Consider the following 12,155-nt stretch of genomic DNA (forward strand, 5'->3'; position numbering starts at 1 on the left):
GGATTTATAGTCCGATCCAAATATTAAGGGCACCTTAAGAAGGCGCCCTTTTTTATTGGCCGGAGAAGCGGTTTTACAGCATTTTGCGGATCACATAATGCAGAATGCCGCCGTTCTGGAAATAGGTCAGTTCGTTGCCGGTATCGATACGGCAATGTGCATCAATTGTTTCAGTATGACCATCAGCAAACGTGATATGCACTGCAACATCCTGCCCCGGCGTCAGGGTTTGTAACCCGCTGATGCTGATCTGTTCATCGCCCGTGAGTTTCAGCGTTTTGCGCGTCACACCCTGCGGGAACTCGAGCGGTAAAATCCCCATCCCGATCAGATTCGAGCGGTGAATACGTTCGAATGATTCTGCGATAACCACACGTACCCCAAGCAGACGCGGCCCTTTCGCCGCCCAGTCACGGCTTGAACCTGAACCGTATTCTTTACCGGCAATCACCGCGGTCGGCACACTTTCATGCTGATAGCGCATCGCCGCATCGTAAATCGCCAGTTGGTCCTGCGACGGAATATGACGCGTATATCCGCCCTCCACGCCCGGCACCATTTCATTTTTGATGCGAATATTGGCGAACGTCCCGCGCATCATCACTTCATGGTTACCGCGCCGCGAGCCGTAGGAGTTGAACGCTTTGGGCTCGACGCCGTGCTGGGTCAGATACAAACCAGCCGGACTTTCGGCCTTGATATTCCCGGCAGGTGAAATGTGGTCGGTGGTCACTGAATCCGCCAGAATCGCCAGAATTCGCGCATCTTTGATGTCTTCCAGCGCATCAGGTTCCGCCTTCATATCACTGAAGAACGGCGGGTGGCGGATATAGGTGGAGTCTTCCTGCCAGGTATAGGTCGGCGTGCCTTCAACCTGAATCGCCTGCCAGCTGGCATCGCCGTTAAACACCTCGGCGTACTCTTTATGGAACATTTCCGTGGTCACCTGCGCAACCGCATTGGCGATATCGTTAGCCGACGGCCAGATATCTCTCAGGTAAACCGGTTTGCCATCAGCACCTTCACCCAACGGATCCGTCGTCAGATCAACGTTCATATTACCCGCCAGCGCATAGGCCACCACCAGCGGTGGTGAGGCTAGCCAGTTGGTTTTAATCAGCGGATGAATACGCCCTTCGAAGTTACGGTTGCCGGAAAGCACGGCCCCGACGGTTAAATCACCGGCCTTGATCGCCGACTCAATCGGTTCCGGCAACGGCCCGGAGTTACCGATACAGGTCGTACAGCCATAGCCCACCAGATTAAAGCCCAGCTTCTCCAGATGCGGCATGAGACCGGCGGCATTAAGATAGTCGGTCACCACTTTGGAACCTGGCGCCAGTGAGGTTTTCACCCACGGCTTACTGGCCAGACCTTTTTCGGCGGCATTCTTCGCCAGCAGACCAGCGGCCATCAGCACGCTTGGGTTTGACGTGTTGGTACAAGAGGTGATTGCCGCAATCACTACCGCGCCGGTGGTCAGCGCATAATGCTGCCCTTCCAGCGTGAAACTTTCTTTATCGCTGCGCCCCGGCTTGCTGTTACCCAACTCCAGTTCAGTCGCCGCTTTGAACGCTTTCGGCACATCAGGCAGCGCTACGCGATCCTGAGGACGTTTCGGCCCCGCGAGGCTCGGCTCAACCTCTCCCATGTCCAGCGCAAGCGTACTGGTGAAGACCGGCTCGTCACCGGCGTTACGCCATAAACCCTGGGCCTGCGAATAGGCTTTTACCAGATCGATTTGTTCGTCGCTGCGGCCACTGAGCTTCATGTAACTCAGTGTCACATCATCCACCGGGAAGAAGCCGCAGGTCGCGCCGAATTCCGGCGACATATTAGCGATGGTTGCGCGGTCAGCCAGCGGCAAATCGGCAAGGCCATCACCATAGAACTCGACAAATTTTCCTACCACGCCGTGTTTGCGCAGCATCTGGGTGACCGTTAACACCAGGTCCGTCGCGGTAATGCCTTCGCGTAATTTACCGGTCAGTTTGAAACCCACAACGTCCGGGATCAGCATGGAAACCGGCTGTCCGAGCATTGCGGCTTCGGCTTCGATACCGCCGCAACCCCACCCCAGAATCCCCAGACCGTTAATCATCGTGGTATGTGAATCCGTTCCGACCAGCGTGTCGGGATAGGCCATCGTTTTGCCATCCTGCTCTTCGTACCAGACGGTTTGTCCAAGATATTCCAGGTTGACCTGATGACAAATACCCGTGCCAGGCGGCACTACGCGGAAACGATTGAAGGCTTTTTGCCCCCAGCGCAGGAACTGATAGCGCTCGTTGTTACGCTCCATTTCGAGACGAACGTTCTCACCAAACGCCTCATCATCACCGAATTCATCCACTGTGACGGAGTGGTCGATGACCAGATCAACAGGCGACAACGGGTTTACCTGTTCGACATTCCCGCCGAGGCGTTTTACCGCCTGGCGCATCGCGGCCAGATCCACCACGGCAGGTACACCCGTAAAATCCTGCATCAGTACGCGCGCCGGACGATAAGCAATTTCGCGGTCGGCATGACCGGTTTTCTGCCATTCGACCAGTTCCTGTAGATCGCTTTCTGTGACAGTGTCACCATCAACGTGGCGCAGTAAGTTTTCGAGTAAAACTTTGAGGGATTTTGGCAGGCGCTGAACATCACCCAATGTTTTGGCAGCGAGTGGCAGGCTGTAGTAGTAAAATTCTTTCTCCCGGACTGCCAGCTTATCCAGACTGTTCTTGCGAATAGACGACATAGCTTCTCCTTTAGCGCTCAGCGTGGCCATGAGTAATAACCCGCTGGCTTATAAGTGCATAGTTAAAGATAACACAAATTATCGTTAACATTTTTATAACAGCTCAAACTGATCATCAGGCAAAAAAAATCCCGCCGCTTCGGTGAGGATGCGGCGGGATCTCAGGGAGATAAAAATAGAGGATGACGACTTATTTTGTCGGCAGCTTAATGTCTTTGAACATTTCTTCAATGTCTTCGTTGGAGCGCAGGGAAATAGCGGTATCAACCACATCACGTGTCAGGTGCGGCGCAAAGCGCTGGATAAAATCGTACATATAGCTGCGCAGGAATGTACTGCGACGGAAACCGATTTTGGTGGTGCTGTAGGTGAAAATATCACTCGCATCCACGGTCACCAGATCCGGATCCTGAACCGGATCCACTGCCATGCTGGCGATGACACCGACGCCCAGCCCCAGGCGGACATAGGTTTTGATGACGTCAGCATCGGTGGCGGTGAATACAATGCGTGGCGTCAGACCGGCGCGGTTAAACGCGGTATCCAGTTCTGAACGGCCAGTGAAGCCGAAGGTATAGGTCACAATCGGATAAGCTGCCAGTTCCTCAATGGTGACTTTCTCTTTACCTGCCAGCGGATGATCAGGCTGAACCACCACGGCACGGTTCCAGTGGTAGCAAGGCAGCATGATCAGATCGTCATACAGATGGAGCGCTTCGGTGGCGATAGCAAAATCCGCATTGCCCTTTGAAACTGCTTCAGCAATCTGCGTCGGCGACCCCTGATGCATATGCAATGAAACGCGCGGATAACGCTCGATAAAGCCTTTAATCACATTCGGTAAGGCATAACGCGCCTGCGTATGCGTCGTCGCGACATACAGCGAACCTTTGTCCGGATAGGTATGCTCACCAGCAACAGCTTTGATCGCATCCACTTTAGACAATACTTCACGGGCAATACGGATGATTTCCTGCCCTGCCGGCGTGACCTGTGTCAGATGTTTACCGCTGCGGGAAAAAATCTGGATCCCGAGTTCATCTTCCAGCATCCGCACTTGTTTGCTGATCCCAGGCTGCGACGTGTACAGGCCTTCTGCCGTCGAACTGACGTTCAGATTGTGATTAACAACCTCTACGATGTAGCGCAGTTGCTGCAATTTCATATCTCATACCACCCTGGTTTCAAACCCTGTCGCCATCCCTGTTCATCCGTTGGCTGAACAGTCTGGAAATGATTTTTTATCGACTACCGGAAGTCTGTGAACGCACCGTTTTTATGCCCCAGACGCATTAACTTATTACTTAAGTGCATAAGAATAAATTTTATATAACAATTATATCCATTATTAGCGTCATGTATACCCGAAGAACATAACGATAATCGAGGACTGTCGCAGACTGATAATAAAAACACGCATAACTCCGCGATGATAGATCTTAATGCAATAAAAAAACCAGTCCGGAAGACTGGTTTTTTACAACTGCTTAACAGCTTAAGGTATGACGGCGATAATTATTTTTTGCCTTCGACCCACTTACCGTCGACAAAGAAAGCGGTCCAGCCAGTGGCTTTGCCGTCTTTTTCTGAAGATACATACTGCTGCTTGGTTTTACGGCTGAAACGCACCATTGATTTATTGCCTTCCGGATCGGCCACCGGCGCATCGGCCAGATAGCTGAGTTTTTCCGGCAAGCGGTCTTTGAAGCGCTTCAGTTCCTCCACCAGCGGCGCACGGGTTTCGCGCGATTTAGGGAACGTGTTGGCAGCCAGGAATACCCCTGCCGCACCGTCACGCAGCACGAAATAGGCGTCTGATTTCTCACACGGCAATTCCGGCAGCGGAACCGGATCTTCTTTCGGCGGCGCAACGTCACCGTTTCGCAAAATCTTACGGGTGTTTTTGCATTCGTCGTTGGTACAGCCCATGTACTTACCGAAACGTCCCATTTTCAGGTGCATTTCAGAGCCACATTTTTCGCACTCAACAATCGGGCCGTCATAACCCTTGATGCGGAACTCACCCTCTTCGATTTCATAGCCATCACATTCCGGGTTGTTACCACAAACATGCAATTTGCGCTGATTATCGATGAGATAGCTGTCCATCGCCGTGCCGCATTTGACGCAACGACGCTTCGCACGCAGCGCGTTGGCTTCGGCTTCATCACCTTCCAGAATGTTCAGCACTTCGGCATCAGCAATCAGGTTGATGGTGGTTTTGCAGCGCTCTTTCGGCGGCAAGGCGTAGCCGGAACAACCGAGGAACACGCCAGTGCTGGCGGTACGGATCCCCATCGGACGTCCGCAGGTCGGGCATTCAATGCTGGTCAACACCATCTGATTCGGGCGCATACCGCCTTCTTCCGGGTCTTTCTCAGCAGTTTCCAGCTGCTTACTGAATTCAGTGAAGAATTCATCCAGAACGGCTTTCCATTCCGCCTTGTTGTTGGCGACCTGATCCAGCCCGTCTTCCATACGTGCGGTGAAATCGTAGTTCATCAATTCACGGAAGTTATCTTCCAGACGATCGGTAACGATTTCCCCCATTTTTTCTGCGTAGAAGCGACGGTTTTCAACGTGAACGTAACCCCTGTCCTGAATGGTCGAAATGATCGACGCATAGGTAGACGGACGGCCAATGCCACGTTTTTCCAGTTCTTTAACCAGAGACGCTTCGCTGAAACGCGCAGGCGGCTTGGTGAAATGCTGGGTGGGCAGCAGTTGTTGCAGCTCCAGATCCGTACCCACTTCGATCGCCGGCAAGGTTCTGTCTTCGTCGCCTTTACGCAACGCCGGCATGACTTTGGTCCAGCCATCAAAACGCAGCGTACGACCTTTGGCGCGCAGAGAGTAATCGCCCGCTTTCACCGTCAGCGTAGTGGAGTCGTACTGAGCCGGTGTCATCTGACAGGCCACAAACTGACGCCAGATCAGCTGATACAGACGTTGAGCATCCGCTTCCATATCTTTCAGTTGTTCTGAAATCACGGCCACGTCAGAAGGACGAATCGCTTCGTGCGCTTCCTGAGAATTCTCTTTATTGCTGTATTGCAGCGGCGCTTTCGGCAGGTATTTATCACCAAAATTCTCGCCAATATAGCCGCGCACCATTTCCACGGCGTCCTGACTCAGGTTAGTGGAGTCCGTACGCATATAGGTAATATGACCGGCTTCGTAAAGACGCTGGGCCATCATCATGGTTTTCTTCACACCGAAGCTCAGACGCGTACTGGCCGCCTGTTGCAGTGTGGAAGTAATGAAAGGCGCACCCGGCTTGCTGCTGGTCGGTTTGTCTTCACGATCCACCACGGTGTAACGCGCTTTTTCAAGCAGCGAAACGGCCGCGTGAGTTTGTTCTTTATTGACCGGTTTGAACGGTTTTTCGAGATGATGCGTGACTTCCATTTGCAGCGCGGTTTCTTTCTTCGCCAGCAAATCCGCATGCAATTCCCAGTATTCTTCCGGCACGAACGCTTTGATTTCTTTCTCACGCTCGACGACCAGACGCACCGCAACGGACTGAACACGACCTGCGGATAAACCACGGGCAATTTTCTTCCACAGCAGCGGAGAAACCATGTAACCCACCACGCGGTCCATGAAACGACGCGCCTGCTGAGCATTCACACGATCAATATTCAGTTCGCCCGGTTCTTTAAAGGCGTTTTGAATCGCGTTCTTGGTAATTTCGTTAAAAACGACACGGCTGAAACGTTTGTCATCACCACCAATCACTTCCCGCAAATGCCAGGCAATCGCCTCTCCTTCGCGGTCAAGGTCGGTTGCGAGATAGATGTGGTCAGCTTTTTCCGCTAACGCTTTTAACTCAGCAACAACTTTTTCTTTACCCGGAAGTATTTCGTATTGTGCTTCCCAACCGTGATACGGATCGACGCCCATGCGATTAACCAGCGCGGTTTTCTCATCCTTTTTTACTTTTTTCTTTGTTTTTTCTTCGGTTGAGTCGGCGGTCTTTTTAGCAGCGGATCCACTGGTCGGTAAATCACGGATATGACCAACGCTGGACTTAACAACGTAGTCATTTCCTAAATATTTATTAATCGTTTTGGCTTTTGCCGGGGACTCAACTATTACGAGAGCTTTGCCCATAATTACCTTTACCTGAATGATTCTTCATCATATGAAGAAGATTTTGTCTAGTTATGCCGCGGCACAATATCACGTCTTTTTTTATATTGCGGCAGTGAGTCAGAACGTCAACTGATTTCTTTAAAAGAAGGAGCGAACTGACTTCCAGAGGTTCAAAACACTGATTCTGCGAGGGATTAACCAGACAGGGCTCAGCAGAATGCGCCCATTTTTAAGTCAAATAATGACCAAGCGTAAACAAAACATTCCACCTGAAGCCACAAAATCCCACACTCTACCTGATAAAAATCGTCACGCAAACTAATTAACACGGAAAGGCCCTTTTCGCCAATACGCGCCCGTTTTTTATAGAGACGCTCAAATTATAACCAGAGCGATTAAGCAGATTACCCCCAGCAGATTTGCGGTTTTATCTGCGTCAGGATTACAATAACGTCAGCAATTATAGTGGGGAGTAAATATCATGCACGAAAATACATCGGCAATTAGTCGCGAAGCTTTACTGGTCGAAGCGAATAAGGTTATCCGTGAGCACGAAGATTACATGCATGGAATGCTGGCGACAGAGGTTGAGCAGAAAGGCAATGTGCTGGTTTTCCGCGGGGAGTTTTTCATGGATGAAGACGGTTTACCGACCAGAAAAACCACTGCGGTATTTAATATGTTTAAACACCTGGCTCATCTTTTTTCAGAAAAATACCATCTCGAAGATTGAGATAAAACAATCGCTAATAAAGGTATACACCACCGGTAAACGGCGGGGCTTAATCCGCAGGATTAAAAAGGGACATTCGTCCCTTTTTATTGTATGCCTTGCGAAAAAAATAGATTACAGCAGCGGTTTCTGACTGCGTTGTAACCAGCGCAGGAACAGGCGATCAGCACTCTCTGCCGCGCTGCCGGTGAAACGGTCCATCATGCGTTTACGACGGCTGTAACGCACCGCAATCACTTCATGATTTTTCATTTCTGCAATCAGTAAATCATCACTGGTACCAATAGCATCAATCAGGCCATTTTCACGCGCCTGGGTACCAAACCAGTGCTCACCGGTGGCTACCGCATCAATGTCCAGCGACGGCCGGTTCTGATGAACAAACTCTTTAAACAGCACATGCGTTTCATTCAGATCTTCACGGAACTTTTCACGACCTTCTTCGGTATTTTCACCCAGCAACGTCAGGGTACGTTTAAACTCGCCCGCCGTGTGCAACTCAATATCAATGTCATTTCGTTTGAGCAAACGGTTAAAGTTTGGGATCTGCGCCACCACGCCGATCGAACCGATGATGGCAAACGGCGCGGCGACAATCCTGTCCGCCACACAGGCCATCATGTAACCGCCACTGGCTGCGACTTTATCTACCGCAACCGTCAGACGAATACCACTCTGACGCAGACGCACCAGTTGTGATGCCGCCAGGCCGTAACCGTGCACCACACCGCCCGGGCTTTCGAGGCGCAACAACACTTCGTCTTCCGGGGTTGCAACGGCCAGCACCGCCGAGATTTCTTCCCGCAGTGAGGTGACTTCGTGGGCATCCATACTGCCTTTGAAATCGAGTACATACAGGCAAGGTTTGCTTTTCGAACTGCCGGTTTTGGCTTGCAGTTTTTTCTGTTTTGCTTCCGCTTTATCCTTTTTCTTCAGTTCCTTGCTGCGAATTTTAAGTTCGGCAGGGCTCATGCGCGCACTGCGCATTTCACGTTGCATTTCGCGATACTGTTCACCTAAATCGACCAGGTGTAACTCACCTTTGCCGTGAGATTTACGCTGACGGAGGCCGACAAACAACACGACCAGCGCCCCGATGGCGATCACAACGGTCACGACTTTGGCCAAAAATAGCCCATAAAGAGAAAGTAAATCCACACATACCGCCTTTTCAACGTGGTAATAAAACCGTGGTAAGAAAGATGTTAAACATTCTAAACAATCGCCGCACTGACGTCTTGTTCGAAGATGACATCATGACTCAGACGTAAAACAGAGTGCGTCTGTGTTCCAATTTTGTTACAAAAGAGCTGCCCGCTTTTCGGTTAATCATTGAAACTCATGCCCATTTGAGGCATATAAGCGGTGATTGCACCCGAAAAAGCTAAAATTTTCACCAAAATGCCGGACTCTGGTTGAGCGCAATATCTCCCGTTTCCGCCATTTTTGATATGAAGAGCGCCTGATGTGATGACGTCATTTACCGCCACATCGCCGCCCCCCTTAAGAGGACTGACCGTGCATTATCATCCTAAATCCGATTTGCTCAATAACCGTATCATTCTGGTCACTGGCGCCGGCGACGGCATCGGCCGTGAAGCCGCACTGACGTATGCCCGTTTCGGCGCGCAGGTGATTTTACTGGGCCGTACTGAGAGTAAACTGGCCAGTGTGCAGCAGGAAATTGCCGCACGTAATCTGCGACCGGCTTTCATTTATGCACTGGATTTACAGACCGCCAGTCAGCAGGACTGCCAGCGCGTCGCAGATCAAATCGCTGCATGGGTGCCGCATCTGGACGGCGTTTTGCACAACGCCGGATTGCTGACTGACATCACGCCAATGGCTGAGATTAAGTTGCAGGACTGGATGAACGTCATGCAGGTCAATGTGAACGCCACGTTTATGCTGACTCAGTCGTTACTGCCGCTGATGCTGAAATCTGCCAGTTCTTCGCTGGTGTTCACCACGTCCAGCGTCGGACGCGAAGGCCGCAGCGGCTGGGGTGCTTACGCCGTGTCAAAATTCGCCACCGAAGGTATGATGCAGGTGCTGGCCGAAGAACATAAGCATACCGGCCTGCGCGTCAACTGCATCAATCCTGGCGGCACACGCACCAGCATGCGCGCCTCCGCGTTCCCCGATGAAAACAAAGATAAACTCAAGACACCGGCTGATATTATGCCGCTGTATCTGTATCTGATGGGCGATGACAGCCGCCGTAAAACAGGTATCAGTTTTGATGCCCAGCCAGGGCGCAAAGCCGGTCCGGCAGAATAAATAATCACGGAGTCTCTGATGACTGAAGATCGCCATAAACAGCGCCAGCAAAAGCTGAAAGAACAGGTTGATGCGCGCATTGACGCCGCCAAAGAACAGCGCGGAATACTGATTGTATTTACCGGTAACGGTAAGGGCAAAACCACGGCGGCATTTGGCACGGTGACCCGCGCTGTCGGCCATGGCATGCGCGCGGCAGTGATCCAGTTTATTAAAGGTGAATGGCCTAACGGCGAGAAAAATCTGCTCGAGCCTCATGGCGTGGAATTTCAGGTGATGGCGACCGGTTTTACCTGGGAAACGCAGAATAAAGAAACGGATACCGAAGCCTGCCAGGCTGTCTGGCAGCACGGTAAACGGATGCTGGCTGATGCATCATTAGATCTCGTGGTGCTTGATGAACTGACGTATATGGTCAGTTTTGGCTATCTGGATTTGCAGGACGTGGTGGATGCGCTGAAAGCCCGTCCCGCGCACCAGACCGTGATTATCACCGGGCGCGGCTGCCATCGTGATCTGCTGGAAATGGCCGATACCGTCAGCGAACTCCGTCCGGTGAAACATGCGTTTGACGCCGGAATTATGGCGCAGCAGGGCATTGACTGGTAACGCCCTGCTTTAACTTTTAAAGCGCTATCTGACACTCTGCCAGCGTCGCCATTTCGTTATGGACAGCACAGGCAGCATCAATCAGCGGTAACGCCAGCGCCGCGCCGCTGCCCTCGCCCAGTCGTAAATTCAGATCGAAATACGGTTGCAGGCCCAGCGCTTCAAGCGCCAGCGTTGCGCCCTGCTCTGCTGAAATATGCGAAGGGATAAGATAGGGTTTCAGCGCAGGTGCTAACTGACACGCTGCCAGCGCCGACGCGTAAGAAAGGAAGCCATCCAGCACCAGCGGAATCCCCGCCGCCGCCGCGCCAATCATCGCACCCGCCATGGCTACCAGTTCGAATCCCCCGACTTTCGCCATCACATCCAGTGCATCTGACGGATCCGGCTGATTTACCGCAATGGCTTTTTCGACCACGCTGATTTTATGCGCCAGTCTGTCCGGCGGAAGATTCGCACCCAGCCCGACGGTTTGCGCTGGCGCAGCGCCGGTCAGCACCGCCACCATCGCCGCCGCCGGCGTGGTGTTTGCCATCCCGAGCTCACCGACAGCCAGCAGGGATAAACCGTTTTCAGCTTTCGCGATCACCCGTTCCGCACACCAGATCAGTAAAGATTCCGCCTGTTCGCGCGTCATCGCCGGGCCGGTGGCAATATTGCCGGTTCCCTGCGCAACTTTGTGATTCAGCGTGCCGGGAATATCCGGCCCAATGATTCCGCAGTCAATCAGCGTCACCTGCGCCCCGGCTACCCGAGCCAGCACAGAAACCCCGGCTTTGCCCTGCACGATGTTCACCGCCTGAATCGCCGTTACCTCCTGCGGGGAGGGTGTGACGCCTTCCTGCCACACGCCATGATCGGCCGCCATCACCAGCACTTCTTTGCTCGGAAAATGCAAAGGCTGATCACCCCGGATGGATGACAGCTGAATCGCCAGTTGTTCCAGGCGGCCAAGACTGCCTAAAGGTTTTACCAGACTGTCGAGCCGCGCAGCAGCCGTTTGTGCGGCCTGCGCATCGGGTTCAGCAATCTGACGGATAATATTGGCCAGAGAAGCCATCGGGTTGTCCTTACCAGTTTAAAAGTTAAATACCGCTGTCATTAAAACGCTGAATGACACAAGCGCCGGGGCTGAGATCAATTTCACACAGGCAGCCTTGCTTAAATGGAAAACGCCACATGTCAGCCGGTGCCAGTTTCAGCATCATCGCCAGCAGCAGGCTGAGTGAACCCTGATGTGCGACTATTGCCAGCCTGCTTTCCTGCGGACGCAAATGCAACTGCTGCAACGCCTGCCGGATACGCTGAGTGAAATCTGTAAATGACTCACCTTGCGGTACGTCGGCCTTTTGCCAGTCCTGACACCAGGCCTGATAGCCTTCTGCCTGCGAGGCTTCGAGTTCTTTGTGATGACGCATTTCCCACTCGCCAAACCCCATTTCCTGCAACAGCGGCTGAGTTTCCATTGCCAGTTCGCGCCCGTAAGCAATAATGCCCGCCGTATCGCGGCTGCGGCGCATATCCGTGTGAATCAGTGCATCAAGCGAAGTAGAAGCCAGCTGACGCGCCACATGCTGCGCCTGTCGCTCACCCTCGGCGGTCAGCGCAATGTCGCTGCTGCCGCAAAAAACGCCGTTAACGTTAGCCTGAGTTTGTCCGTGCCGTATCAGATACAGTTTCATAATTTTGTCC

At 52.4% G+C, this 12,155-nt stretch carries 10 protein-coding genes; 3 read left to right on the forward strand and 7 right to left on the reverse strand.

Features of this window, described 5'->3' with window-relative positions; all coding sequences use genetic code 11:
• Positions 1 to 73: 73 nt before the first annotated feature.
• The 3 genes from acnA to topA all read right to left on the reverse strand — a co-directional run bounded on the left by acnA (position 74) and on the right by topA (position 6,859).
• Entirely contained in the window at positions 74 to 2,746 is a 2,673-nt protein-coding gene (gene acnA / locus GW591_RS07880; protein WP_166860447.1) for an aconitate hydratase AcnA, read from the reverse strand.
• 190 nt (positions 2,747 to 2,936) lie between these two features.
• Complete coding sequence (gene cysB / locus GW591_RS07885) at positions 2,937 to 3,911, reverse strand: HTH-type transcriptional regulator CysB (RefSeq protein WP_013575911.1); 975 nt, start codon at positions 3,909 to 3,911, stop codon at positions 2,937 to 2,939.
• A 350-nt stretch (positions 3,912 to 4,261) separates the two neighbouring features.
• A complete protein-coding gene (gene topA / locus GW591_RS07890) occupies positions 4,262 to 6,859 on the reverse strand; it encodes a type I DNA topoisomerase (protein ID WP_013575912.1) in 2,598 nt (865 codons plus the stop codon).
• A gap of 463 nt (positions 6,860 to 7,322) precedes the next feature.
• On the opposite strand from topA, the gene GW591_RS07895 reads away from it, so the two are divergent.
• Positions 7,323 to 7,574: a YciN family protein gene (locus GW591_RS07895; RefSeq protein ID WP_013575913.1), complete on the forward strand. Its 252-nt coding sequence runs from the start codon at positions 7,323 to 7,325 to the stop codon at positions 7,572 to 7,574.
• A 114-nt stretch (positions 7,575 to 7,688) separates the two neighbouring features.
• Here the strand turns inward: GW591_RS07895 and sohB are convergent, their stop codons facing one another.
• Both sohB and GW591_RS07905 read right to left on the reverse strand, forming a co-directional pair.
• On the reverse strand, positions 7,689 to 8,732 hold the full coding sequence (gene sohB, locus GW591_RS07900) for a protease SohB (RefSeq protein WP_126124959.1): 1,044 nt from the start codon (positions 8,730 to 8,732) through the stop codon (positions 7,689 to 7,691).
• Between the two features lie 167 nt (positions 8,733 to 8,899).
• Positions 8,900 to 9,064, reverse strand: a complete 165-nt coding sequence (locus GW591_RS07905; protein WP_157962111.1) for a hypothetical protein — start codon at positions 9,062 to 9,064, stop codon at positions 8,900 to 8,902.
• A 28-nt stretch (positions 9,065 to 9,092) separates the two neighbouring features.
• On the opposite strand from GW591_RS07905, the gene GW591_RS07910 reads away from it, so the two are divergent.
• Both GW591_RS07910 and cobO read left to right on the forward strand, forming a co-directional pair.
• Positions 9,093 to 9,854: a YciK family oxidoreductase gene (locus GW591_RS07910; RefSeq protein WP_015690068.1), complete on the forward strand. Its 762-nt coding sequence runs from the start codon at positions 9,093 to 9,095 to the stop codon at positions 9,852 to 9,854.
• 18 nt (positions 9,855 to 9,872) lie between these two features.
• On the forward strand, positions 9,873 to 10,463 hold the full coding sequence (cobO, locus tag GW591_RS07915) for a cob(I)yrinic acid a,c-diamide adenosyltransferase (protein ID WP_013575916.1): 591 nt from the start codon (positions 9,873 to 9,875) through the stop codon (positions 10,461 to 10,463).
• Between the two features lie 16 nt (positions 10,464 to 10,479).
• Here cobO and cobT read toward each other — a convergent pair whose 3' ends face one another.
• Complete coding sequence (gene cobT, locus GW591_RS07920; RefSeq protein WP_037034471.1) at positions 10,480 to 11,523, reverse strand: nicotinate-nucleotide--dimethylbenzimidazole phosphoribosyltransferase; 1,044 nt, start codon at positions 11,521 to 11,523, stop codon at positions 10,480 to 10,482.
• A 25-nt stretch (positions 11,524 to 11,548) separates the two neighbouring features.
• Entirely contained in the window at positions 11,549 to 12,145 is a 597-nt protein-coding gene (cobC, locus tag GW591_RS07925) for an alpha-ribazole phosphatase (protein WP_013575918.1), read from the reverse strand.
• Positions 12,146 to 12,155: the final 10 nt, after the last annotated feature.

Source organism: Rahnella aceris (genome assembly GCF_011684115.1).
GTDB lineage: Bacteria > Pseudomonadota > Gammaproteobacteria > Enterobacterales > Enterobacteriaceae > Rahnella > Rahnella aceris.

What these genes read in the sequence shown, in the direction of transcription:
- acnA (WP_166860447.1), bottom strand. Translation starts at nt 2,746, where the DNA reads ATGTCGTCTATTCGCAAGAACAGTCTGGATAAGCTGGCAGTCCGGGAG.
- cysB (WP_013575911.1), bottom strand. Translation starts at nt 3,911, where the DNA reads ATGAAATTGCAGCAACTGCGCTACATCGTAGAGGTTGTTAATCACAAT.
- topA (WP_013575912.1), bottom strand. Translation starts at nt 6,859, where the DNA reads ATGGGCAAAGCTCTCGTAATAGTTGAGTCCCCGGCAAAAGCCAAAACG.
- GW591_RS07895 (WP_013575913.1), top strand. Translation starts at nt 7,323, where the DNA reads ATGCACGAAAATACATCGGCAATTAGTCGCGAAGCTTTACTGGTCGAA.
- cobO (WP_013575916.1), top strand. Translation starts at nt 9,873, where the DNA reads ATGACTGAAGATCGCCATAAACAGCGCCAGCAAAAGCTGAAAGAACAG.
- cobT (WP_037034471.1), bottom strand. Translation starts at nt 11,523, where the DNA reads ATGGCTTCTCTGGCCAATATTATCCGTCAGATTGCTGAACCCGATGCG.
- cobC (WP_013575918.1), bottom strand. Translation starts at nt 12,145, where the DNA reads ATGAAACTGTATCTGATACGGCACGGACAAACTCAGGCTAACGTTAAC.